Origin of the sequence: Glaciimonas sp. PAMC28666 (assembly GCF_016917355.1) — a bacterium.
GTDB lineage: Bacteria > Pseudomonadota > Gammaproteobacteria > Burkholderiales > Burkholderiaceae_D > Glaciimonas.
Window position 1 is genome coordinate 1,791,320 of the sequence record NZ_CP070304.1, and the last position, 25,200, is coordinate 1,816,519.

At 51.8% G+C, this 25,200-nt stretch carries 18 protein-coding genes; 13 read left to right on the forward strand and 5 right to left on the reverse strand.

The window, feature by feature from the left end:
- Window positions 1-7: 7 nt before the first annotated feature.
- From JQN73_RS07640 to JQN73_RS07695, 12 genes are all read left to right on the forward strand, one after another.
- On the forward strand, window positions 8-1,573 hold the full coding sequence (locus JQN73_RS07640; RefSeq protein WP_205322490.1) for an ammonium transporter: 1,566 nt from the start codon (window positions 8-10) through the stop codon (window positions 1,571-1,573).
- A 306-nt stretch (window positions 1,574-1,879) separates the two neighbouring features.
- Window positions 1,880-3,172, forward strand: a complete 1,293-nt coding sequence (gene gshA, locus JQN73_RS07645) for a glutamate--cysteine ligase (RefSeq protein WP_205322491.1) — start codon at window positions 1,880-1,882, stop codon at window positions 3,170-3,172.
- A gap of 124 nt (window positions 3,173-3,296) precedes the next feature.
- A complete protein-coding gene (gene gshB / locus JQN73_RS07650) occupies window positions 3,297-4,247 on the forward strand; it encodes a glutathione synthase (RefSeq protein ID WP_205322492.1) in 951 nt (316 codons plus the stop codon).
- 198 nt (window positions 4,248-4,445) lie between these two features.
- Entirely contained in the window at window positions 4,446-4,847 is a 402-nt protein-coding gene (locus JQN73_RS07655; protein WP_205322493.1) for a PTS sugar transporter subunit IIA, read from the forward strand.
- Window positions 4,848-5,018: 171 nt separating this feature from the next.
- A complete protein-coding gene (locus tag JQN73_RS07660) occupies window positions 5,019-5,288 on the forward strand; it encodes an HPr family phosphocarrier protein (RefSeq protein ID WP_205322494.1) in 270 nt (89 codons plus the stop codon).
- Window positions 5,289-5,416: 128 nt separating this feature from the next.
- The gene (ptsP, locus tag JQN73_RS07665; RefSeq protein WP_205322495.1) at window positions 5,417-7,174 is read left to right on the forward strand and encodes a phosphoenolpyruvate--protein phosphotransferase; all 1,758 of its coding nucleotides are present in this window, start codon (window positions 5,417-5,419) and stop codon (window positions 7,172-7,174) included.
- Window positions 7,175-7,586: 412 nt separating this feature from the next.
- Entirely contained in the window at window positions 7,587-8,810 is a 1,224-nt protein-coding gene (locus JQN73_RS07670) for a homoserine O-acetyltransferase (RefSeq protein ID WP_205322496.1), read from the forward strand.
- The gene (metW, locus tag JQN73_RS07675) at window positions 8,807-9,409 is read left to right on the forward strand and encodes a methionine biosynthesis protein MetW (RefSeq protein ID WP_205322497.1); all 603 of its coding nucleotides are present in this window, start codon (window positions 8,807-8,809) and stop codon (window positions 9,407-9,409) included. The genes JQN73_RS07670 and metW overlap by 4 nt, the downstream gene beginning before the upstream one ends.
- Before the next feature lie 130 nt (window positions 9,410-9,539).
- Complete coding sequence (locus JQN73_RS07680; RefSeq protein WP_205322498.1) at window positions 9,540-10,781, forward strand: AmpG family muropeptide MFS transporter; 1,242 nt, start codon at window positions 9,540-9,542, stop codon at window positions 10,779-10,781.
- 217 nt (window positions 10,782-10,998) lie between these two features.
- Window positions 10,999-12,921 carry a PrkA family serine protein kinase gene (locus JQN73_RS07685; RefSeq protein ID WP_205322499.1) on the forward strand — a complete coding sequence of 641 codons (1,923 nt, stop codon included), beginning with the start codon at window positions 10,999-11,001 and terminating at the stop codon, window positions 12,919-12,921.
- Window positions 12,922-13,187: 266 nt separating this feature from the next.
- Entirely contained in the window at window positions 13,188-14,456 is a 1,269-nt protein-coding gene (locus tag JQN73_RS07690; protein WP_205322500.1) for a YeaH/YhbH family protein, read from the forward strand.
- Complete coding sequence (locus tag JQN73_RS07695; RefSeq protein WP_205322501.1) at window positions 14,453-15,994, forward strand: SpoVR family protein; 1,542 nt, start codon at window positions 14,453-14,455, stop codon at window positions 15,992-15,994. Before JQN73_RS07690 ends, JQN73_RS07695 begins: the two co-directional genes overlap by 4 nt.
- Window positions 15,995-16,088: 94 nt before the next feature.
- On the opposite strand, the gene guaD is transcribed toward JQN73_RS07695, so the two are convergent.
- The 4 genes from guaD to xdhA all read right to left on the reverse strand — a co-directional run bounded on the left by guaD (window position 16,089) and on the right by xdhA (window position 22,770).
- Window positions 16,089-17,426: a guanine deaminase gene (gene guaD, locus JQN73_RS07700; RefSeq protein ID WP_205322502.1), complete on the reverse strand. Its 1,338-nt coding sequence runs from the start codon at window positions 17,424-17,426 to the stop codon at window positions 16,089-16,091.
- A gap of 145 nt (window positions 17,427-17,571) precedes the next feature.
- Window positions 17,572-18,750 carry a xanthine dehydrogenase accessory protein XdhC gene (gene xdhC / locus JQN73_RS07705; protein ID WP_205322503.1) on the reverse strand — a complete coding sequence of 393 codons (1,179 nt, stop codon included), beginning with the start codon at window positions 18,748-18,750 and terminating at the stop codon, window positions 17,572-17,574.
- 34 nt (window positions 18,751-18,784) lie between these two features.
- Complete coding sequence (gene xdhB, locus JQN73_RS07710) at window positions 18,785-21,160, reverse strand: xanthine dehydrogenase molybdopterin binding subunit (protein ID WP_205322504.1); 2,376 nt, start codon at window positions 21,158-21,160, stop codon at window positions 18,785-18,787.
- 38 nt (window positions 21,161-21,198) lie between these two features.
- The gene (xdhA, locus tag JQN73_RS07715; RefSeq protein WP_240162467.1) at window positions 21,199-22,770 is read right to left on the reverse strand and encodes a xanthine dehydrogenase small subunit; all 1,572 of its coding nucleotides are present in this window, start codon (window positions 22,768-22,770) and stop codon (window positions 21,199-21,201) included.
- Window positions 22,771-23,143: 373 nt separating this feature from the next.
- Between xdhA and JQN73_RS07720 the strand changes: the two genes are divergently transcribed.
- On the forward strand, window positions 23,144-24,697 hold the full coding sequence (locus tag JQN73_RS07720; protein ID WP_240162468.1) for an argininosuccinate lyase: 1,554 nt from the start codon (window positions 23,144-23,146) through the stop codon (window positions 24,695-24,697).
- Window positions 24,698-24,836: 139 nt separating this feature from the next.
- On the opposite strand, the gene JQN73_RS07725 is transcribed toward JQN73_RS07720, so the two are convergent.
- Window positions 24,837-24,989, reverse strand: coding sequence for a hypothetical protein (locus JQN73_RS07725; protein WP_205322505.1), 153 nt, complete (start codon window positions 24,987-24,989; stop codon window positions 24,837-24,839).
- Window positions 24,990-25,200 lie beyond the last annotated feature (211 nt).

Below are 25,200 nucleotides of genomic sequence, written 5' to 3' on the forward strand. Positions count from 1 at the left end.
TTTTAAAATGAACATCAAGAGATTATTTGCCACGTTTCTGGCATTTTGCGCACTCATGCTGGCGGTCGGCTTCATGCTGCCAGCCTCTGCGGCTGATGATGCTTCGGCTTCGGCCACAGCATCCGCTTCTGCCGCCGCCAGCGCTACCAGCACTGCGGTAATTGCCTCTCCTGCACCTGTTGCAGCCGCAATCGCTCCGGCAGCAGCATCTACTCCTGCAATCGCTGGCGCTGCGCCCGCTGCTGCAGTTCCAGCTCCAGCGGTACCTAACAAGGGCGACACTGCGTGGCTTCTGGTATGTACAGCACTAGTGATTCTCATGACATTGCCAGGTCTCGGCCTGTTCTACGGCGGCTTGGTTCGCAGCAAGAACATGTTGTCGGTGCTGATGCAGTGTTTCACCATCTTTTCACTCGTGATCGTTTTGTGGATTGTGTATGGTTATAGCCTGGCATTCACAGAAGGCAATGACTTCATTGGTGGCATGAGCCGTTTGTTCCTCAATGGCATGACACCTGATTCATTGGCTGCAACCTTCAGCAAAGGCGTTGTATTGCCTGAGTTTGCCTTCGTCGTGTTCCAGGGCGCATTCGCTGCAATCACCTGCGCATTGGTCATCGGCGCATTCGCTGAACGCGCCAAATTTTCTGCGATCCTCGCGTTCACAGTACTGTGGTTCACTTTCTCGTACTTGCCAATTGCCCACATGGTTTGGTACTGGCCTGGTCCTGATGGCTTTACCGACGCTGCGGCAGCTGCAAAAGCATCTGCAACTGCTGGTTGGTTGTTCAAAAAAGGTGCGCTGGATTATGCTGGCGGTACAGTGGTCCATATCAATGCAGCGGTGGCCGGTCTGGTCGGTGCATATGTCATCGGCAAGCGCGTAGGTTACGGCAAAGAAGCATTCAAGCCGCATAGTCTGACATTGACCATGGTCGGTGCTTCATTGCTGTGGTTTGGTTGGTTCGGTTTCAATGCAGGCTCTGGCCTGGAAGCAAATGGCGGCGCAGCATTGGCTTTCATCAACACTTTAGTCGCAACAGCAGGTGCAGTACTGACCTGGAGCCTGGCTGAGTGGGTTGGCAAAGGTAAGCCGTCCATGTTGGGTGGCGCATCCGGTGCAGTTGCCGGTTTGGTTGCGATCACTCCTGCTGCTGGTTTCGTCGGTGTTGGCGGTGCGTTAGCGATGGGCCTGATTGCTGGTTTTGCTTGCTTATGGGGTGTAACTGGCCTGAAGAAACTGTTGGGTGCTGATGATTCACTGGATGTCTTCGGTGTGCATGGCGTCGGCGGTATCCTGGGTGCCTTGCTCACTGGTGTGTTCGCTGCGCCAAGCCTTGGCGGTGTTGGTATTTATGATTACGTCGCTAACGCTGTTGCTCCTGACTACTCAATTAGCGGCCAGGTCTGGATTCAACTCCAAGGCGTCCTGACTACAGTGATCTGGTCCGGTGTGGTGGCATTCATCGCCTTCAAACTGGTCGATATCGTTATCGGTCTGCGTGTTACTGAAGACGAAGAGCGCGAAGGTCTGGATATCTCCAGCCACGGCGAGTCGGCTTATCACGGTTAAACCATTTGTTGCAATTTGATCCGAAGCTGTCGGTCATGAAATATTAACGTCAGACACTTGGATCTCATTAAAAGCGCCCTAATCGGGGCGCTTTTTCACATTCAGGGCTTTAAAACCGTCAGATTGCCCTAATGTTATCAACCGGCTCGATTGATCTCATCGCCTGTTTCTTCTGATTTGCACGTGGAAAATCATAATTCCCGTTAAAATCGAGATCACTCAAGCGCAGCCGCAGGTTCATAAGCAGGCCCCGCTGGCACTTAAAACCGCTAAATAGCGTTTAAACATGAAAGTGTAAGAGTTTCTATGGTTCCGCACCTCGTCACCGCCCTTAACGGCCCGCTACTCGATCTCGAAAAGAAGATTCTGACCGCCACCCCAGCCATTGAACGCTGGTTTCGGATGGAGTGGCAGGAGCACACCCCGCCGTTTTACTGTTCGGTCGATTTGCGTAACTCAGGCTTTAAATTAGCCCCGGTCGATACTGATCTGTTTCCGGGCGGTTTCAATAATTTGTCACCGGAGATGCTGCCGCTAGCGGTGCAGGCCGCCATGGCTGCGATTGAAAAATATTGTCCTGATGCCAAGAATCTATTGTTGTTGCCGGAATTGCATACGCGCAATTCTTTTTATTTACAAAACGTCGCTCGGCTGATGCAAATTTTCCGTCAAACCGGATTGAATGTGCGACTCGGCTCGCTGGCACCCGGGGTGACAGAGCCCGAGACGATTGAATTGCCGGATGGTACAACCGTCACGCTCGAGCCTCTCGAACGCTCGCAGAATGGACGCCGCCTCGGCCTAAAGAACTTCGATCCATGCACCATCTTGCTGAACAGTTATCTGTCGTCAGGTATTCCGTCAATTCTGGAAAATCTGAACGAACAAACTTTATTGCCACCTTTGCACGCCGGCTGGACGATGCGCCGCAAAAGCAGCCATTTTTCCTCTTACGACGACGTCGTAAAAAAATTCGCAAAACTGGTGGATGTTGATCCATGGATGTTGAATCCGTTTTTTGCCAAGTGTGAATCGGTCAACTTTAACGATCAGGCCAGTGAAGAGGCGCTGACTTCCAGCGTGAGTTCACTGCTCTCAAAAATCCGGAAGAAATATAAAGAATACGGGATCAAAGAAAAGCCGTTCGTGATCGTAAAGGCCGATGCAGGAACCCACGGCATGGGCATCACAAGCGTCACAGATGCCGGACAAGTCAGAGAACTGAGCCTGAAGCAGCGCAAAAAGGCGGCCGAAGGCGGCCAGTCGACCTACGATGTGGTTATTCAGGAAGGCGTGCACACCTTCGAGCACATCAACGACGCCGTGGCGGAGCCGGTGGTCTATATGATAGATCGCTACGTGGTTGGCGGATTCTATCGGGTGCACGCCGAGCGTGGAATCAACGAAAATCTGAATGCGCCTGGTGCTCACTATGTACCACTAGCATTTGCGCAACAACACGCGTTGCCTGATCTGTTGGCAAAACCGGGCACGACTGCGCCCAACCGTTTTTACATGTACGGTGTAGTGGCGCGTCTGGCGTTACTGGCCGCATCGCTTGAGATGGAAAAGACCGATCCCAACCCGGAAATTTATTGATTTTGCATTGCCGGGATACCAATGCTTAGGCGCATGGTTCAACCAACGAATCAGAAAATGCGTAATCAGTAACAAGGCAGCGTTAGTCAGAACACTTGAACAAGACACCATTAAAGGCTTGATAATGAAAATTGCTTTCCTGGCGGACCCGCTCGATAGCTTTAAAATCTACAAAGACACGACTTACGCGATGATGGTCGAGGCTGCCAAACGTGGTCACACACTGTATGCCTTCGAACAGCAGGACATGGCGCTGGAAAGCGGCATCGTGACAGCCAACGTCTCCCGCATTACGCTTACCGGCGACAGCAAAGAGTGGTACAAGGCAACCGCGCCGAGCGCGATGTTTCTTTCTGAGTTCGATGCGATTTTGTTGCGCAAAGATCCTCCATTTGACATGGAATATATTTATACGACCTATCTATTGGAGTTGGCGGAAAAACAAGGTGCGCGAGTCTTCAACAAGCCGCAGGCGGTCCGCGATCACAACGAAAAACTCGCAATAGCGCAGTTCCCACAATTTATCTCGCCGACTTTAGTCACACGAGATTCAGCACGGTTGCGTGCTTTTCACGAAGAACATCAGGACGTCATCCTCAAACCATTGGACGGCATGGGCGGCGCCGGAATTTTTCGCGTCAAATCCGACGCACTTAATCTTGGCTCGATTATAGAAACGTTGACCGATAATGGCCGTCAAACCATCATGATTCAGCGTTTTATTCCCGAAATCGTGGCCGGCGACAAGCGCGTATTAGTCATCGGCGGCAAAGTGGTTCCCTTCACATTGGCCCGCATACCGCAAGGAACCGAAGTGCGCGGCAATCTCGCCGCTGGCGGTCTGGGCGTCGCGCAACCGTTGACTGAACGTGAGCGCGAAATTGGTGAGGCACTTGGGCCAATACTGGCAAAACGTGGACTGTTACTGGTCGGTTTAGACGTCATTGGTAATTACCTGACAGAAGTAAATGTGACCAGTCCGACCTGCTTCCAGGAAATCATGCAGCAAGCGGGATTTAACGTGGCAGAAATGTTTATCAGTGCGCTGGAAGAGGCTGTCCAGCAGGCAAGCTAATCACCAGCATGCATTAACACGAATTCGGGCAATATTGCATAATAACGAGTTTGTGTGATTTCTACCAAGTTCGCGTGGTTTAAATGAATTTATCGGGCGGCTTTAATGCGGAGCATGTCGAAAGCGCCTAAAATTACCGCGAAATCTGCCATTCGGCACATTCGTTTTTATCCGCTCTGCGGGTCTGGTATTAACTATATGGTTGGCATTCTCCTATTAACGCATTCGCCGCTTGGCGAAGCCTTCATTTCCGCGGTTTCGCACGTTTTTCGTGCGTTGCCAGAACGGTTCGAGGCAATTGATGTGGTAGCAGATCAAAATCCGGCAGATGTGAAATTGCTGGCTAAAGAAGCGGTGGATCGCCTTGATGACGGTTCTGGCGTACTTGTCATTACCGATGTCATGGGCGGCACGCCATCCAATTGCACACTGCCGTTATGCAGCGGGACGCAAACGCAAGTGATTGCAGGAATCAGTTTACCGATGCTCTTGCGCGCACTCACCTATCGCAATGACACTCTCGACGTGGTCGCTGAAATGGCGCTCGCGGGCGGTCAGGGCGGCGCTGTGCGGGTCGATAACCGGGTGCGGGTTTCGTAGCGTTTTGCAGCCCTTCGTAACGTTTGTAGGGTTTGTAGTGTTTGATAGCGTTCGTAATAAGTTTCTCGCATTAAGATCTTCGTAATACGTTCCCTTATGGCAATCTTATGCGGCGGGTGCTCCCTACAACGGATGCTTCCGTGCATTAACAAAATAACGATAAAGACCCTCATGATTCAAAAAGACATCGAAATTATCAACAAGTTAGGTCTTCACGCACGTGCGTCGGCCAAATTTACCCAACTTGCCAGCAAATTCAAATGCGAAGTATGGATCTCCCGCAATAATCGTCGCGTCAACGCAAAATCAATCATGGGCGTCATGATGCTGGCAGCGGGTAAAGGAAGCACGGTCTTATTAGAGGCCGAGGGTTCAGACGAGAAAGAATGTTTTGACGCGCTCAATCAACTCATCGAGGACAAATTCGGCGAAGGCGAATAACCGGGACCAAATAAAAGCCAGCGAAAGCAACCAAAGAGCCGTTCCGGGATCTCTACTCGGGATGGAGCGGTGCTGCAACGCGAATAAAAAAAAGAGACAAGCGCAAATCGTCAGCAAAGGCATAACAGATGGCTTCTTTTTCCTTACATGGTATTCAGGTTTCGCGCGGCATTGCGATCGGACGAGCGCATTTACTGGCCCCAACGGCGATGGACGTCAAACACTATCTGGTGTCTGAAACCCAGGTCGAAGCTGAGGTGCAGCGGCTTGAAAACGCCGTCGCTACGGTGCGCAAAGAGTTACAAAACATACGGCTTGAATTACCCAAAGAATCGCCAGCCGAGCTCGGCGCCTTTATCGATGTGCATTTGCTGATTCTGGCCGACGCGATGTTGGCCGAAATTCCGCTAGAAATCATACGTCAACGCCAGTACAACGCCGAATGGGCGCTGGTCACGCAAATTGACGAAGTATCCGCCCAATTCGATGAAATCGAAGATCCGTATTTGCGTGAACGCAAAACCGACATTCAGCAGGTCGGCGAACGCATCCTTAATGTCTTGACCGGCACTGCAACTACGCTACCGGAACTGGAAGTCGACGGCGACGGTATCTCTTCTCCGAATATTATTGTGGTCGCCCACGATATTTCCCCCGCTGACATGCTGCAATTCCGCAATCGCGCTTTCGCTGGTTTTATTACGGATCAGGGCGGTCAAAACTCTCACACCGCCATTGTTGCGCGCAGCCTGGATATCCCCGCCGTGGTGGGAATGGGGCATGCCACGCTGCTGATCAAGCAGGATGACTGGATAATCATCGACGGGTTGGCTGGCGTCGTCATCGTCGATCCATCGCCCGTAATATTGCAACGCTTTCGTGAGCTGCAAGCACAACAAATCCGGGCAAGAAAAAAACTCGGAAAACTGAAAAAAACCCGCGCTGTCACCATTGATGGCGTAGAGATCACTCTGTTGGCAAACATTGAACTACCGGATGATTGCGCACCGGCCATGGAGTCCGGTGCCAACGGCGTCGGACTGTTCCGATCTGAATTTTTATTTATGGGAAGAATTGGCGCCAAGCAGCAATTACCGACCGAAGACGAACAGTTTGCCTCTTATAAGCAAGCGGTAGTTGCCATGAAAGGCAGACCGGTCACCATCCGCACGCTCGATGTTGGCGCCGATAAACCGCTGGATACGAGCGAACAAACCGCGCTTAACCCGGCGCTTGGGCGGCGCGCCATTCGTTATTGCCTGGCTGAACCGCAATTATTTTTGACGCAGTTACGCGCGATTTTACGGGCGTCCGCTTTCGGTACTGTGAAGTTGCTGATACCAATGCTCGCCCACGTGTTTGAAATCGATCAAACCTTATCCATGATTGCACAGGCCAAGCAGCAATTACGTGATGAAAATATCAAATTCGATGAAGAGATCAAGATCGGTGCAATGATAGAAATCCCAGCCGCCGCTTTGGCGCTGCCGATGTTTATCAAACGCATGGACTTTTTATCAATTGGTACTAACGACTTGATTCAGTACACACTGGCAATCGACCGTGTCGACCATGAGGTGTCGCACCTTTATAATCCCCTTCATCCAGCAGTGTTATTTTTGCTCTCGAGCGTGATAGCAATGGGGCGCAAAGCTGAAATCCCGGTTTCGGTATGCGGAGAAATGGCTGGCGATATCAAATACACCCGCTTGCTACTAGGCATGGGATTGCTCGAATTTTCAATGGATCCGGTGCATCTGCTGTCGGTCAAGCAAGAGATTTTGAATAGCGATCTTGAAATGCTCACCGCCCAAACGAAGAAAATCTTGCGCACGACGGAGCCAAATGCGATTGCCGCGGCGATCAACCAGATGCGCAGCGCTTAACCACCACCCGCCACACTTCCGCGTCGGGAAGAGGCAACCCGATCCTTCGTTCAACGATAAGTCAGGCGCAACATTTGACGCCAGCCCCTGACTTGGTTATTCTAATACCGTTGCATCATGAATTAGCAACAACAGCGCCGATTTGAACGGTTAACCACCTCAGCTTGCGGGCGCGTGACACTTCCTGAAAAAGTGTCGAATAAATACGGCTAAAGCGAGCTTGCATTGCAAGCCCCCTTGATTTAGCCCGACGAGCGCAAGCTTTCGGGCTTTTTTCTTGTTTAATCGGGAACAGAAAGCAGGCGCAAGCAGGGCCAGGAGTGCACAACGCCGCTGGGGCGATTCTGCGTAAGTCCTCTTATATTTTTCTATAGTTACCCCAGTCACCAATAACATTGCAACACAACCAACCATGCATTCAGGAATAGTCACACCACAGTCCATGCACTTTGCGCCACCTCTCAAGCTGCAGAGCGGTGCAGCATTGTCCAACTACACGCTCGTCTATGAAACGTATGGCACGCTTAACGCCGACAAGTCGAACGCGGTGCTGGTTTGCCACGCGTTAAATGCGTCGCATCATGTCGCAGGTCGGTACGCCGACGACGAGAAGAACGTCGGTTGGTGGGACAACATGGTGGGTCCCGGAAAATCTGTCGATACGGACAAATTCTTTGTCATGGGCGTCAACAATCTGGGCTCTTGCTTTGGATCGACCGGCCCCATGCATATCGATGCGGCCACAGGGAAGCCTTACGGCGCCAATTTCCCGGTAGTAACGGTCGAAGATTGGGTACAAGCCCAGGCCCGTCTGGCCGACGCCCTTGGCATCACCCAGTTTGCGGCAGTGATGGGTGGCTCGTTGGGTGGAATGCAAGCGCTGGCGTGGAGTTTGTTGTATCCCACCCGTCTGCTGCATTGCGTTGTGATCGCCTCTACACCGAAGCTGTCCGCGCAAAATATTGCCTTTAATGATGTCGCACGGCAAGCCATTCTGACCGATCCGGATTTCCACGGAGGCGATTTCTACGCGCACGGCGTGGTGCCGAAGAACGGCTTGCGGGTGGCGCGCATGATTGGGCACATTACCTATCTGTCCGATGACGATATGGCGGAGAAGTTCGGGCGCGATCTGCGCTCGGGCAGCTATCAGTTCGGCTTTGGGGTCGATTTTGAAATCGAATCGTATCTGCGTTATCAGGGCGACAAATTCTCAGAATATTTCGATGCCAATACCTATTTGCTGATCACCAAAGCGCTAGACTATTTCGATCCCGCTGCAGAATGCGGCGGTGATTTAACCGTCGCGTTGGAGAAAACCTGCGCCGAATTTCTGGTGGTCTCGTTCATGACCGACTGGCGGTTTTCGCCCGAACGCAGTCGCGATATCGTCCAGGCATTAGTGAATAATAAACGTCGGGTTAGCTACGCGGAAATTGACGCACCGCATGGTCACGACGCCTTCTTATTAGAGGATGCACGCTACCAGAATGTGGTCCGCGAGTATTACAACCGCATCTGGAAAGGGATCAATCAAAACCTCCCTGCACTCAATGCACCCAGCCTCGGTGCGGATGACGCAGATAACATTGCGCGAAATGCAGCAGCGTCAAAAAGTGTCGGAGAAGAAGTATGAATTTTGAGCAACTAAGCGATCTGCGGCCCGATCTTGCCTTCATTGCGCATTGGGTCCCTAAACAGTCTCAGGTGCTGGATTTGGGCTGTGGGGACGGCGTCATGCTTGACTACTTGCAAAGCGACAAACAATGCTCTGGATACGGCGTAGAAATCGACGACAGCAAAATTCCTCCCTGCGTATCGCGCGGTGTGTCGGTGATTCAACAAGATCTGGAAACCGGATTAGCCCTGTTTGCCGATAACGCGTTTGATACCGTACTGTGCCTTTCCGCGCTGCAAATGATGAAGAACGTTGAAGGCGTATTACGCGACATCGCACGGGTCGGACGCGAAGCGATCGTGTCGTTTCCTAATTTTGCCTACTGGCCGCATCGCATGGCACTGTTACGCGGTCGTATGCCGGTGTCCAAATTATTGCCCTACGAATGGTATGACACGCCCAACCTGCGTTGTGCGACCATCAAGGATTTTGAGGAACTGGCGAACGAAGTAGGCCTGGAAGTGCTCGAATGCGTGGCGCTGCATGATGGCAGTCCGGTATCGTTTCTACCCAACTGGCGCGGCAGTCTCGCCGTATTTCGTTTTCGGAAAAAATAATACTGTATAGCAACATTTGCAAACTAATTGGCGGCATATTCGGCTCGAATAATGAAAATGCGCCTCTCTTTTGCTCGATTTTTTTTAGATTTATACTTTTGATACCTAACGCCCAGATGCGGGCGCATTAATGACTTCAACCTCAAATCCCTGGCACCACTATCTGAATCGACGCATGTTGATATGCGTCTTTCTCGGCTTCACTTCCGGCTTACCGCTCTTCATACTTCTAAGCTTATTACAAGCCTGGCTGGCCAAGTCCGGTTTGAACGTCAAAGCCCTCGGCTTGTTCGCGTTAGTCATGTTTCCGTACACGTGGAAATTTTTATGGTCGCCATTAATGGACCGTTTCCACTTCGGCCGCATGGGTCGGCGGCGCGGTTGGATGGGTCTGACGCAAGTAACGCTGTTTGTCGCGATTGGCACCATGGGGATGTTCGATCCCCTTACCCAATTGCCCGCCATCGCCGCAATGGCATCGCTGGTGGCCTTCTTATCGGCCAGCCAGGATATTGTGATTGACGCCTATCGGCGTGAAATTCTTCCTGACAGCGAACAAGGTCTGGGTAGTGCAATCCACGTCAATGCATACAAAGTAGCCGGAATGGTGCCTGGCGCATTGTCGCTGGTCCTTGCCGACCTCATGCCCTGGCATCAGGTGTTCTGGATCACCGCCGGTTTTATGTTACCGGGATTAATTTGTACGTTGCTCATTAAAGAACCAAAAGTATACGGCGACCCGCCAAAAAATTTACGCGCCGCTGTACTGTTGCCGTTTCAAGAATTTATTTCCCGCAATGGTTGGCAAAGTGCACTGTGGGTGCTCGGGTTTATTTTTCTTTATAAACTTGGTGACAGCATGGCGACTGCGCTGGCGACCAAATTTTATATCGATCTCGGCTTCACGATGACGCAAATCGGCGCGATTTCCAAAACTACCAGTCTCTGGTCTAGCGTCGCCGGCGGGATTATTGGCGGTATCTGGATGGTCAAAATTGGCATCAATCGCGCGTTATGGATCTTCGGCGTAGTCCAGGCAGTGACGATTCTTGGCTTTGCATGGCTAGCCAATGTCGGTCCGGAACCGTTCGTGCTAGCCATTGTGATCGGCGCTGAAGCCTTCGGTGTCGGACTCGGCACGGCCGCTTTCGTGGCTTACATTGCTCGCACGACAGACCCGCGTTATACCGCCACGCAATTTGCGCTATTCACAAGCCTGGCGGCCGTTCCGCGCACCTTCATCAATTCCTCAGTCGGCTACATCATTGCCGAAACCGGGTGGTTCCACTTTTTTATAGTGTGCTTTGCGTTGGCCCTGCCCGGTATGTTATTGCTTCCAAAGGTCGCTCCGTGGAACGAAAAACACGTATAGGAACGATAAAAATTCTGTTGTCAGTAACCTCTATTTACACAATTTCTCGGTTGCGTTCGAGAAAAAGATATAGAATCAAAAGCGTGGATTCCTCTTCTGTTAAAACCTGCAGCGATTCAGCGGGTCCTTAACGGTCTGGTACGCGCTTTGAGAAGTCCTACTTAGTAGCAATTGTTTGTTCGATTTGTTTTTGGAACATCGTTGATGCGGGGGTGATATGGATATTTACAGCAGCTTTGCGAGTCGGTTCGACAAAACCAGAGAAGAAGAGTTTTCTCTTGAAGAGTATCTGACACTTTGTAAGAACAACCCCACTGTGTATGCAACAGCCGGGGAACGCATGCTGATGGCAATCGGTGAACCCGAAAAAATCGACACGCGTCAAGACCAGTTGTTGTCGCGGATTTTTGCCAACAAAGTCATCAAAGTCTATCCGGCCTTTAAAGAATTTTATGGTGCCGAAGAAGTGATCGAACAAGTGGTCGCTTATTTTCGGCATGCCTCTCAAGGTCTCGAAGAAAAAAAACAAATACTCTATTTGCTCGGACCAGTCGGTGGCGGAAAATCGTCCATCGCTGAACGCCTGAAACAATTGATGGAGCACGTTCCTTTTTATTCCATCAAGGGTTCACCGGTCAACGAGTCTCCGCTCGGTCTCTTTGATTACGATGAAGATGCCGGAATTCTGGAAGAACAATACGGCATTCCACGTCGCTATATAAAATCCATTCTTAGTCCGTGGGCAGTAAAGCGCCTGCATGAATTTAATGGTGACATCCGGAAATTCCGCGTGGTCAAACGTTATCCAAACGTGTTGCGTCAAATCGCCATTTCGAAAACCGAACCTGGTGATGAAAACAATCAGGATATTTCTACGCTGGTCGGCAAAGTCGACATTCGCAAACTCGAGCAATACTCGCAAGACGATGCAGATGCCTACAGCTACTCCGGCGGCTTATGCCTGTCGAACCAGGGCCTGCTCGAATTCGTCGAAATGTTTAAGGCCCCGATCAAAGTTTTACATCCATTGTTAACCGCGACCCAGGAAGGCAACTTCAAAGGTACCGAAGGATTTGGTGCAATCCCGTTTGACGGTATTATTCTGGCCCACTCAAATGAATCCGAGTGGAAAGCATTCCGGAATAATAAAAATAACGAAGCGTTACTGGATCGGATTTACATCGTAAAAGTACCGTACTGCTTACGCGTATCGGAAGAAATTAAGATTTACGAAAAACTGATTCGCACTTCGTCACTTGGCAAAGCGGTTTGTGCGCCGGGAACATTAAAAATGATGGCGCAGTTCTCGATTTTGACGCGACTTGCCGAACCTGAGAACTCAAACATTTTTTCTAAAATGCAGGTGTACGACGGTGACAACCTAAAGGACAGCGATCCCAAAGCAAAGTCGTTTCAGGAGTACCGCGACTATGCAGGTGTCGATGAAGGGATGACTGGGGTTTCTACCCGGTTTGCTTTCAAAATTTTGTCCCGTGTTTTCAATTTCGATTCAGCTGAAATCGCCGCCAATCCTGTTCATTTAATGTATGTGCTGGAACAGCAAATTGAACGCGAGCAATTTTCGCAAGAGCTGGAGCAAAAATATCTCTCGTATGTGAAAGATACGCTTGCTTCGCGGTACGCCGAATTCATTGGCAAAGAAATCCAGACCGCTTACCTGGAATCTTATTCCGAGTACGGACAAAATGTGTTTGATCGGTATGTGACCTACGCCGATTTCTGGATTCAGGATCAGGAGTTCCGTGATCACGATACGGGGGAAAGCTTTGACCGCGCTGCGCTGAATGCCGAATTGGAGAAAATTGAAAAGCCTGCCGGCATCAGTAATCCAAAAGATTTCCGTAACGAGATCGTTAACTTTGTTCTTCGTGCACGGGTCTCGAACGGCGGCAAGAATCCGCTCTGGACCAGCTATGAAAAACTGCGCGTCGTCATCGAGAAAAAAATGTTCTCGAATACGGAGGATTTGCTTCCAGTGATTTCGTTTAATGCGAAAGGTTCTGCCGATGAGATGCGCAAACATGAAGACTTTGTAAACCGCATGGTGACAAAAGGTTATACCCCCAAGCAGGTTAGACTTCTCTGCGAATGGTATCTGCGGGTACGTAAATCGTCATAAATTTTTCCCATCCAGGGGCAACGTAATGATGAGGGAGATGGTGCAGCGAATTCGGAATGGAAGGTAAAGCCATCCGATTCAAAAAACTGTTTCAGTCACGACTGCCAACAACGATGGGGAGAAGGTCGGTTAGGCGATGAACAAATTCTGCGGTGGTGGTGTGAACTGTAACTGCACAGGGCTGCTGTTTAAGGTCCGGTATCGGTTAAGGAATTAGGCGATATCGGTAGCAGCTCCCAGATACATTCCTGTCAGGAGACTGTACCGTGTTACATCAGATAATTGACCGTAGATTGGCTGGAAAAAACAAGGGCATCGCAAATCGCGAACGCTTCCTGCGTCGTTATCGCGACGACATCCGGCGTTCGGTAACGGAAGCGGTACGTGACCGCGGCATCACCGAAATCGAAAAATCCAAGAGCATTACCATTCCCCGCAGAGATATCTCGGAACCGGTCTTTCGACATGGTTCTGGTGGCATGCGCGAGGTCGTCCATCCCGGCAATCAGGATTATCTTCAGGGTGACCGAATAGCCCGCCCGGACGGCGGATCGGGTGGCGGCAATGGTAGCGAGGCAAGCGATCAGGGCGAGGGTCAGGATGACTTTGTTTTCGAGTTGTCGCGTGAAGAATTCATGCAATATTTCTTCGAAGATCTGGAGCTGCCACGTCTGATCAAAACCAACCTGATGACCGCGCCAACCTGGAAGAATATGCGCGCTGGTTACTCTACCGACGGTTCCCCCAATAATATCGATATCGTGCGGTCGCTTCGCAGTTCGTTGGGTCGCCGCATCGCCCTCGGTTCGCCACTGGTGGTGCGACTGCGCGAGCTTGAACTATTGATGGAAGCACTCAAGGACGACACCGAAGATCGCGGGGAAGAAATCCGACGGCTTGAGGATGATATTCATCAGCTAAAAGGCCGCATCTGGCGGATTCCGTTTATCGATCCTTTCGACTTGCGCTACGTCAACAGAGTCCGTCAACCACAACCATCAAGTCAAGCCGTGATGTTTTGCGTGATGGATGTGTCGGGATCAATGGATGAACAACGCAAGGATCTTGCCAAACGGTTTTTTATTTTGCTGTATCTGTTTCTTACGCGTAATTACGAACATATTGAAGTCGTCTTCATCCGTCATCACACGCGTGCCGACGAAGTCGACGAAAACACGTTTTTTCATTCGCAGGAAAGCGGTGGTACGGTGGTCTCGAGCGCACTAGAGTTGATGTCTAAAATCATCGACGACCGTTACCCACCCGGCGACTGGAACATTTACGGCGCGCAGGCGTCAGACGGTGATAACTGGAACGATGATTCGCCAAAATGTCGCAAAATTCTAGAGCAAAAAATATTGCCGCGTTCACGCTATTTTGCTTACATTCAGGTGGTTCCTGAAGAGCAAAATTTGTGGATGGAATACGCGCAAATGGCACCCGATTATCGTCAGTTCGTGCAAAAGAAAGTTCAGCACGCCAGCGATATTTATCCGGTATTCCGTGAGCTGTTTGAAAAACAGGTGAACGTATGAATGCACGTGCTGATATCACCAAGCGCAAATCGCCGCTACCTTGTCCGTCCGACTGGACCTTCGAGCTAATCGAGCAATACAATGTCGAAATAGCAAGAGTTGCTGCCGCCTACAAACTCGATATTTATCCGATTCAGCTGGAGATCATTACCGCAGAACAAATGATGGATGCCTACGCATCGTCAGGCATGCCGGTCAATTATCGCCATTGGTCGTTCGGCAAGCACTTTCTATCCACAGAACGTGGCTATAAACGTGGGCAAATGGGACTGGCCTACGAAATTGTGATTAATTCAAATCCCTGCATCGCCTATCTGATGGAAGAAAATACGCTGACGATGCAAGCGTTAGTGGTGGCGCACGCGGCCTACGGTCATAACTCGTTCTTTAAAGGCAACTATCTATTCCAGCTGTGGACCGATGCAAACGCGATTATCGATTATCTCGTGTATGCCCGCAATTACATCGCGGAGTGCGAAGAGCGCCACGGATTTGACCGGGTCGAAGAGTTGCTCGACTCCTGCCATGCGTTGATGCATTACGGCGTTGATCGCTACAAACGTCCTCAACATTTATCTCTGCTGAAAGAACAAGAACAAGCCCGCGAACGCGAGGAATACAATCAATCGCAAGTGAATGCTTTGTGGCGCACGTTGCCGACAAAGAAAGAAGAAGCGACTGCACAGGATGAAAGTCGCTTTCCGCCGGAACCGCAGGAAAATTTGCTGTATTTTGCAGAAAAAAATGCGCCCCTGCTAGAGCCGTGGGAGCGTGAAGTCATCCGCATCGTACGCAAGGTTGCGCAGTATTTTTATCCGCAGCGACAAACCCAGGTGATGAACGAAGGATGGGCGACGTTCTGGCATTACACCCTGCTCAACACACTTTATGACGAAGGCCATCTGACCGATGGGTTCATGATGGAGTTTTTACACTCCCATACCAGCGTCGTGTATCAACCGCCTGTGACCAAATCGTATTACAACGGGATTAATCCCTACGCACTCGGTTTTTCGATGATGTGTGACATCCGTCGCATTTGCGAACATCCCACCGATGAAGATCGTGAATGGTTTCCGCAATTGGCCGGAACTCCATGGCTAGAGGCCCTGCATTACGCCATGCGTAACTTTAAAGACGAGAGTTTTATCGCACAATATCTGTCACCTAAGCTTATCCGCGATATGCACCTGTTTTCGGTACAAGACGACGAAAATCGGAGCGAACTGGAAGTCACCGCAATCCATAATCAGGCGGGCTATCAATATGTGCGGGAAACGTTATCGCGTCAATACGACATCAATCATCGTGAGCCTAATATCCAGGTATGGTCGGTCAACACCCGAGGGGACCGCAGCCTGACTTTACGCCACTTCCGCAGCGATGGGCGTCCGCTCGGTGAGAACACCGATGAGGTGTTGCGACACATGGCGCGGTTATGGCAGTTCGACGTGCATCTGGAAAGCGTCGATGACAGCGGCAAAGTATTACGGCGATATCAGTGCGTCAGTAATAACAAGTACTCTTTACGGTCCTGAGCACAGCTTGCGCACCGATGGCGCATAAGCAAACACGTAAAAAAACCACGCGACGCAGGATAGTCGAAGCGTGGCTAACCCTTGCTACTGGTGCTTAACGTTGATAAACCCTTTTTCCTGCTGCAAACGTCGCCATAACACTGCGATCATCCCCTAGCAAAGCCATCGCAAATAATAACTCCTCAAGGCAATCCGTATTGGCAGTGCGGCGTGCCATCAATGGCGTCGCATGGGGGTCCAGCACGATAAAGTCGGCCTCAGCACCCGCGACAAAATTACCGATCGTATTTTCCAGTTGCATACTGCGTGCTCCACCGAGCGTCGCCATATAGAACATCTGAAGCGCTGGTAAAAACGTTCCGCCCATGCGGGCAACCTTGTACGCCTCATTCATGGTTTGCAGCATCGAAAAGCTGGTGCCCCCACCAACATCGGTGGCCAGTGATAACGGCACCTGGTGCGTATTTGCAAGTTCAAAATTAAATAAGCCGCTCCCCAAAAACAGGTTCGAGGTTGGGCAGACCGAAATTGCCGATTGGGTTTCGGCCATCCGTCGACGATCATCATCGTTTAACCAGACGCAATGGGCGTACATCGAGCGTGGCCGCAACATGCCATATTTATCATAGACATCCATATAGCTGCGGGATTCCGGGAACAGTGCTTTGACCCAAGCCACCTCGTCGGCATTTTCAGCCGCATGGGTCTGCAAATAGACATCCGGATAAGCCGCCGCCAGCTCACCCGCCAATTGCAATTGCGCGTTGCTGGAAGTGGGTGCAAAGCGAGGCGTGATGGCATACAGTTGCCGCCCGCGATTGTGCCATTTATTGAGCAGGTCTTCACTTTCACGGATACCGCGCTCGGCGGTGTCCTGCAAAAACTCGGGACAGTTCCGATCCATCATTACTTTGCCAGCCACCATCCGCAGGTTGCGGGCTTCGCTCTCGGCAAAGAAAGCATCGACCGACTCAGGATGGACCGTGCAATACACCATCGCGGTTGTGGTTCCGCAACGCAATAATTGATCCAGAAAGAAGTCCGCAACGTTCCGTGCATGCTCGGGATCACTAAACTTGCGCTCGGTCGGAAAAGTATACTTTTCCAGCCACGGCAGCAAACCCGGCGAAGGCGACGCGATCATATCGGTTTGCGGGTAATGCACATGGGTATCGATAAAGCCCGGCATGATGATTTTGCCGCGATAGTCATGAATGTGCTGACCTTCCGGCAGCGAACTCTTCAAATGTTGGTAATCGCCGGCCGCAACCACGCGCCCGTCTTTGATCAAAAGCAGGCCGTCTTCTTGCCACGCAGTTGCATCCGCCTGATGCGCAGGGTCGGCAGGGTCCGCAGTAAAATGCAGCACACTGGCACGATAGGCCTGCAGTGTTACGTGATCGGATTGCGTGGTGTTGTCGCCTACTGCCATGGGATACGTTCCTTTTTGTTATCTTTAATGATCAATTGCTGTTTCTGTGAAGCTATTTCTATGAAGCTACTGCACAACGTGCTTTCCATTCGCACCGCTTTGTATTAAACCCTCGGTATTAAAGGTTTGTAGTAAACGTTTTGTACTAAACCTTTTGAGGCACTCGTTGATTCAACTCCGGTGACAGGTCAGACGGGGCAGAGGTCACGGAGGTCAAGGAATTCACCGAGCTCACCGAAGCAACCGATATCGGTGGCATTGCACGACCGATGCATTCCCACACCTGCAGCAGTTGCGCAGTCACCGAAGCGGCGATCACTGCGGGCTCTTTGCCAACGATTCCCGGAATACCAATCGGGCAGACCATTTCTGCCAAACGTTCCGGCGCGATACCGCGTTCTGCCAGTCGGTGTTCAAACTGCATCCGTTTTGTTTTCGATCCGATCAATCCAAACCATGCAACGTCCTCGCGCTGCAAAATCAATTCAGATAACCGTTGATCCAGCGCGTGGTTATGCGTCATGACCAAAAAACTCGCACCAGCCGGTGCACTGGCAACCATCGCTTCGGGCACGTCAGTCGCTTCCACCACCACATTGGCGGGCTGAAGATCGGGAAACATTTCCTCCCGCTCATCAATCCAGGTTATCCGGCAGGGCAAATCGGCTAAGGCGCGTACGATGGCAGCCCCAACGTGACCCGCGCCAAACAAAAACAATTGCGGACGCGGTGCCAGACAACCATCCAGCAGCCAGCGCCTTCCCACACTATCGCGTAACAGCATTGCCCCATCCACCAGGGCAGGCAACTTCGGCAACATACCCGGACCATGCAGGCGTTGGCCGGCAGCATCACACAGACTTGGAGCCGTTGCGCTGCTGATGCTATCCCTGCTATCGACGCTATCAACACAATCCAGCGCAACCAAACGCCAGCTATCCTCGGCTTTGCGCAAGCGCAACTGCAGATAATTGAAATATTCAGCATCGCTGGCGTCGACCCGTTCAAAAGCCAGATGCACAACGCCGCCGCAACATTGGCCAAGCGACGGCCCCAGTGAAAACCGTTGCAAACGCCGCTCACCTGACAAATTAAACGCGTCCGCTTCGGTTTCCAGGAGCATCTGACGTGCAATATCGATGGCGCACAATTCCAGATGGCCGCCACCGATGGTGTCGAATTGCGCCAGTGAAGTCACCACCATCTTCGCGCCAGGCGCGCGCGGTCCGGACCCTTCGACCTGCGCGACCGTGATCAAAATCGCCGGATTGGCAGGGGTCGGTTGCTTCATCAACGCTGTCAGTGCATTTAACCAGATAGTCATGGCGACTTACCTTTTTTAAAATCAATTACCCGTATCAGACAGCGTTAGCCACAGCCATTGCTTCAACCGCTGTAATCGCATTCAGAATGGCTTCGCTGGTCGCCGGTGCGTTCAGTGGCGGGTTATAGCGATGACCGGCCACGCTCGCTACCGCATCACGAATGGCGAAGAAAACCGAGAATGGCAATAACAATGGCGGTTCACCTACTGCTTTGGAGCGATGAATACTGTCTTCAACGTTGCGATTCTTAAATAGCTGCACGCGGAAGTCTTGCGGACAATCGGAGATCGCCGGAATTTTGTAAGTCGATGGCGCATGCGTCATCAATTTTCCGTCCTTGTTCCACCACAACTCTTCAGTCGTCAACCACCCCATTCCCTGAATGAACGCACCCTCAACCTGCCCGATGTCGAGCGCTGGATTGAGCGAGGCACCGGCGTCGTAAAGCGCGTCGGCGCGCAACAATCGCCATTCACCGGTAAGCGTATCAACCACCACTTCGGAGACCGAAGCGCCGTAGGCAAAATAGGAAAATGGATGGCCGGTCATGGTTTTGGAATCCCAATACAGACCCGGCGTGGCGTAGAAACCATCAGACCATAGCTGCACGCGTGCCATATACGCTTTTTGGACCAGATCAGCGAACGTGATACTGTGCTCGCCCATTTGCACCAGACCTGCCGCAAAGGTGACTGCAGTGATATCACCCGCATGCAACGTCACAAAAAATTCTGCCAGACGCTGACGGATCTTATGTGCGGCGTTTTGTGCCGCTTTACCGTTCAGATCGGCACCGGTGGATGCGGCAGTCGCCGAGGTATTCGCAATTTTACTGGTATCGGTCGCCGTGACGCGCACCAGCGCCAACGGAATACCCAATGCATGCGCGACAACCTGAGCAACTTTGGTATTCACGCCCTGCCCCATTTCGGTTCCGCCATGGTTGACCAGCACAGAACCATCGGTATAGACATGGACCAGCGCCCCAGCCTGATTCAGGTGGGTCACATTAAAGGCAATACCAAATTTGACCGGCGTCAGCGCAAGGCCTTTTTTGAGCACAGGGCTGCTGGCGTTGAACGCATCGATCGCAGCGCGGCGCTGGCGATAATCGCTGCTGGTCTCCAACTCGTCGACCAGTTCATGAATCACATTGTCGACCACAATTTGACCGTATTGGGTCACATTGCGACCTTCTTCCGCGTTACGGCCATAAAAATTATGTTTGCGAATATCCAGTGCATCCTGGCCAAGATTACGTGCAATCTCGTCGAGGATATATTCGATCGCAATCGCCCCTTGTGGACCGCCAAAACCGCGAAACGCCGTATTCGACTGGGTATTGGTTTTGCCGCACATGGCATGGATATCCACGTCCGACAGATAATAGGCATTGTCGAAATGGCAGACTGCACGCGTCGCAACCGGGGCCGACAAATCGGCGGAATAGCCCGCACGGCTGACCATCTGCACGCGGGCACCGACTATACGCCCGTCGTTGTCATAAGCGACTTCATACTCGTAATGGAAGCAATGCCGCTTGCCCGTGACCATCATGTCGTCGTCCCGGTCGGCACGCAGTTTGACCGGACGTTTTAGCTTATGCGCCGACACCGCTGCGACCGCTGCCCACAACGCCGATTGTGACTCCTTGCCACCAAAGCCGCCGCCCATGCGACGACATTCGACCACCACGTTATGGGCATGCAAACCAAGCGCGTGCGCCACCACATGTTGCATTTCGGACGGATGCTGGGTGGAACACTGCACTAGCATGCCGTTCCCTTCTTTCGGAATAGCGTACGAGATCTGACCTTCAAGATAAAACTGCTCCTGACCGCCCACCAGCAGTTCGCCGCGCAATTTATGCGGTGCGTTAGCAAATGCCGACGCCACATCACCGCGTGCCAGATGCATCGGCGGTAACACATACGACTTCGCGGCATGCGCCGCTTGCGGCGTCAAAATCGCCGGTAGCTCGTCATAATCCACCACCGCTTTGCGCACAGCCCGGCGCGCATTGTCATGACTGTCAGCCACCACCACGAAAATAGGCTGACCAACATACTGCACCAGACCATCAGCCAGGATCGGATCGTCGTGAATAATCGGACCGCAATCGTTGGTGCCCGGAATATCGCTGGCGGTATACACGGCGACTACACCGGTGGCGTTGCGCACCGCTTCCAGATTGACCGAGCGCAGGCGTGCGTGCGCTTTCTGCGACATACCAAGGGCGGCGTGCAGCGTGCCTTGCGCTTCCGGAATATCATCGGTATAAGTAGCCTCGCCCAACACATGCAGGGCAGCCGACTCATGCGGATGCGACTGGCCAACTTCGGCCCAACTACCGCGATCAACAGGCGCTGCACTATCGGTTTTCAAAAAAGCGTCGGTGTGGGTATTCATCGTATTTGTTCCTTTTGCCGAATGGGGCTTAGCTTAATTCAGGCGCATGCAAACGCATTAACCTGATCGGCCCGCAATGGGGCATCGGTGCGCGTTTCCAACCAAAACCGACGTAACAGATTTTGCGCTGTTTTCATCCGGTAGGTGCTGGATGCGCGCATGTCTGAGAGCGGCGCAAAATCTTCTGCAAGCAGCGCCATGGCGGCTTGCAATCTGATTTCATCCCACGGCTGCCCCACCAGCGCCGCTTCGGCTTTGGCGGCACGTTTTGGGGTTGCCGCCATGCCACCGAAAGCAATCCGTATGGCACCTATCACATCCCCCTCCATCACCACCGAAAACGCAGCACACACCGCAGAAATGTCCTGATCAAAACGCTTGGCCAGTTTATACGTACGGAACTGGGTGTCAGCACGTGGGAGCGGAACCCGGACTGATTCGACAAACTCATCGGCCTGCATGTCTTTTTTCATATAATCCAGATACAACGCTTCCAATGGCATCACGCGTTGCCCTAAAGGTCCGCGCAACACCACTTCGGCACCGAGTGCGATCAGCCATGGCGGAGAATCGCCAATCGGTGAGCCGTTCGCGACGTTGCCGCCCAGCGTGCCAGCGTTGCGGATCGGCAACGAAGCAAAACGTTGCCACATTTCAAGTAGTTCAGGATAGTGCGCACTGAGTGCTGCATATGCATCATTGAGGGTTACGCCCGCACCGATTTCCAACTGACCATCTTTGGTCGTGACTGTCGCAAGCTCTTTAACCCGCCCCAGAAAAATGATATCGCCCAGATCGCGCATTTGCTTGGTAACCCACAAACCAACGTCAGTCGAGCCCGCCAGCATGCGCGCCGCAGGAAAGCGCGCACGCACCTCTACCAATTGCTGCAGGGTACGGGGCGCGTAAAACTGCTGCCCCCCGTAGCTATAGGCAAACATTTCGTCACGCTGCAGTTTTTGCAGCGACGCCTGTAATGTTTCACGATCAAAATGAACGACCGGTAACTCACCCATACGATGCGCGGCATCGATAATCGGACGATATCCGGTACAACGACACAGGTTTCCAGACAACGCTACATCGATATCTTTCCGCTGCAAAGGTTGCCATGGCGTTGATGCCAGGCCCTGCGCCGGACGCTGTTGAGACGTTGCGGTCAAACACGGGGTCGACTGAACGCCTTCATTTTTAAGATATAAATCCCATAACGACATCACAAAACCGGGCGTACAAAAACCGCACTGAGAGCCATGGCATTCCACCATCGCTTGCTGCACCGGATGTAAGCCGCCATCCTGCTGCTTCAGATCCTCGACTGTAAATAGGGCTTTGCCGTCCAGCGTTGGCAAAAACTGGATACAGGAATTGACTGATTTCATCTGCACGCCATCCGCACCGAGTTCGCCGATCACAACGGTACAGGCACCGCAATCGCCTTCAGCGCAACCCTCCTTGGTGCCGGTGCAATGTAAATCTTCGCGCAGATGCTGAAGAATGGTGCGAGTGGGGGCGGCACTATCAACCGTATGCACCTCGCCACGATAAAAAAAGCGAATTGGGCTGCTGGCTGCGCCGGATGTTGCGGTCGTTTGGATGGCAGTAGACAAGAAAGACTCCAATATGATTTATTTATATACCCAGAGTAGCAGCGGCGCTACTCGACAGGTGCGCTAGTTGAATGATGTTCAGTATTCCTGGAATGAAATAGCGACACGGCAGACCACGTCAAAGAGTTATTATGCAGTTAATTCTTATTATTTATTATTACCGTTATTGATGACTGATATTGCTTAAATATATATCTAATTTAATAACATTGCGCACACTGCTTAGAGCCTGTCATATGCGATCTTTCGGAAAGCCCTTGCCTACAAATAATGGACTTCGCCGCTAACCACGCATTTTCAGTACATTTAATGCATGCGACACAGCCCGCGCCCCTTAGAATCCTATTTCCACTAGCAAATTCAGGTAACGACAATGCCCCGCTCATATCTCAAGACCATGCCAAAATCCGTTCTATCCACATTTCCGCGTCAGCTCAGTATGCTGGCCCTGATCCCGCTCATGACATGGTCGCTGGCTTGTGCGGCAGCTGATGCACCAACTGGCAAAGATTTACACGATAATTTCCATTTTTTGGGCGAGATGAATAAAGCCTCTACCATCATGGTGGTAGAAACAGGGATCGTACCGCCTGCGCTGGGCAAAAAAATTGCCTCAGCGGTCGATCAGGTTATCCAGAACGGCGACCAGCCCGGTGCCAAACGACCGGCCGACTATTTACAATATGAACCGCTAATCCTCGCCATCGCTGGGCCGGATGGTTCGCGCATGCACTCTGGACGTAGCCGTCAGGACATCTTGTCAACCACACGTCGTCTGATGCAACGCGAACGCGCCTTGAAGCTGATGGACGCGATGAACAAATCCAAAGCGGAGTTTCTGGCACTCGCCGCCAAACATCTCGACACCATCGTCCCCGCCTATACCAACGGGGTGCAAGCTCAACCGACGACCTATGCCCATTATCTGCTCGCCTTCGCCTCCGTGTTCGGCCGTGACAGTACCCGCCTCAAGGAAGCCTATGCGCGGCTGAACCAAAGTCCGCTGGGATCAGCCGCACTCGGCACCTCAAGCTTTCCGATTGATCGACCGCGTCTGGCAGAATTGCTGGGATTTGACGGCGTGATCGAGAATTCCTACGATGCGACGCAACTAGGCGCACTCGACCAAGGGGTTGAACTGGTCACGTTATGCAGCAATGCCGCGCTGATGATCGGTATTTTAATGCAGGATATCCACACCCAATATCACCAACCCTATCCTTGGATCATGATTCAGGAAGGACACCTGACCGGCACCAGCAGCATCATGCCGCAAAAGCGCAATCCGTATGCTCTCAACATCTTGCGCCTGCAGGCCAGCGATATCGTGGGCGGATCTATGACGTTTCAGATAGAAGCGCACAATGTCACCCCCGGCATGCCGGATTACAAGCGTGATCAGGTCGAGAAAACGCTGGACCTGACTACGGACGCCTTCGTTAAGCTGGCCGATTTGATGGATAACCTGATCATCGACAAGCAGCGCTCACTGGAAGAAGTCGATGACGACTATTCAACCACCACCGAACTGGCTGACATCCTGCAACGCGACTCCAACATCCCGTTCCGCGTGGGCCATCACTTTGCGTCGGACTTGGTCACTTACGGCCGCATTCACAAATTCAAATCGCGCGATATTCCCTTTGACATTGTGCAACAAAAGTATGCAGAAGCTGTGAAGGCGTTTGGCTTCACCGATACGCAATTTCCGCTGACGCAGGAACGCTACAAAAAGGCATTGACGGCGCAAAACATGCTGGCGTCCAGCAAAGGATTGGGCGGACCGCAACGTAGCGAAACCGAACGCATGCTGGCAGTTGAAAACGAAAAACTGAAACAAGACGTCTCGTGGCTAAAAACCCAACAGGACAAACTTGCACGTGCGCAGGATAATCTGGATAAAACGTTCCATAAGCTCGAGAATTAAACGTTGCTGAATAAGCAGGCCGGTAGCCCGCCCTGCTTTGTGCGGCGACAAACGCTCGAGTCCATCACACCAAGTAGGCTAAGATGCTTTGGAGAAAATGGAAACGGAGGCAGGTATGACCAAATTAAAAGGGGTCACTTCACACCGCGGACGAGAAATCGCCGAACTGAGCGCTGGTGGTCACGCCTTGCTTACCAAAGTAGGCAACCCGCTTTAAGTCCAACATATTCAAACCTGCCGATTCCCTGCACACCCGCAGGGCCGAACTGATGATGTCTCTGTTTTCCTGCATTGGCATTCCTCGACGATGCTTGGTAACTTATGATGCGCAACATTTCATAAAATTAATACGATGAAAAGTCTGGCAAACGCCCCGATTTATCTGAAAATATCAAAGACATATCTGCCGGGAATCTTGGCGATATACTGCGGGAAATTTGCGCTCGTAGAAACTTGGCGCGTTCTTGAAGGCGATGAGACTGGGGTGATTTAGCCGCATTGGA

Bases quoted from the DNA above. Each gene is read 5' to 3' on its own strand.
- JQN73_RS07655 (WP_205322493.1), top strand. From the start codon at position 4,446: ATGGTTGGCATTCTCCTATTAACGCATTCGCCGCTTGGCGAAGCCTTC.
- JQN73_RS07640 (WP_205322490.1), top strand. From the start codon at position 8: ATGAACATCAAGAGATTATTTGCCACGTTTCTGGCATTTTGCGCACTC.
- JQN73_RS07660 (WP_205322494.1), top strand. From the start codon at position 5,019: ATGATTCAAAAAGACATCGAAATTATCAACAAGTTAGGTCTTCACGCA.
- JQN73_RS07670 (WP_205322496.1), top strand. From the start codon at position 7,587: ATGCATTCAGGAATAGTCACACCACAGTCCATGCACTTTGCGCCACCT.
- JQN73_RS07685 (WP_205322499.1), top strand. From the start codon at position 10,999: ATGGATATTTACAGCAGCTTTGCGAGTCGGTTCGACAAAACCAGAGAA.
- xdhC (WP_205322503.1), bottom strand. From the start codon at position 18,750: ATGACTATCTGGTTAAATGCACTGACAGCGTTGATGAAGCAACCGACC.
- xdhB (WP_205322504.1), bottom strand. From the start codon at position 21,160: ATGAATACCCACACCGACGCTTTTTTGAAAACCGATAGTGCAGCGCCT.
- ptsP (WP_205322495.1), top strand. From the start codon at position 5,417: ATGGCTTCTTTTTCCTTACATGGTATTCAGGTTTCGCGCGGCATTGCG.
- JQN73_RS07725 (WP_205322505.1), bottom strand. From the start codon at position 24,989: ATGCAGGAAAACAGAGACATCATCAGTTCGGCCCTGCGGGTGTGCAGG.
- JQN73_RS07680 (WP_205322498.1), top strand. From the start codon at position 9,540: ATGACTTCAACCTCAAATCCCTGGCACCACTATCTGAATCGACGCATG.
- guaD (WP_205322502.1), bottom strand. From the start codon at position 17,426: ATGGCAGTAGGCGACAACACCACGCAATCCGATCACGTAACACTGCAG.
- JQN73_RS07695 (WP_205322501.1), top strand. From the start codon at position 14,453: ATGAATGCACGTGCTGATATCACCAAGCGCAAATCGCCGCTACCTTGT.
- gshB (WP_205322492.1), top strand. From the start codon at position 3,297: ATGAAAATTGCTTTCCTGGCGGACCCGCTCGATAGCTTTAAAATCTAC.
- gshA (WP_205322491.1), top strand. From the start codon at position 1,880: ATGGTTCCGCACCTCGTCACCGCCCTTAACGGCCCGCTACTCGATCTC.
- JQN73_RS07720 (WP_240162468.1), top strand. From the start codon at position 23,144: ATGCCCCGCTCATATCTCAAGACCATGCCAAAATCCGTTCTATCCACA.
- metW (WP_205322497.1), top strand. From the start codon at position 8,807: ATGAATTTTGAGCAACTAAGCGATCTGCGGCCCGATCTTGCCTTCATT.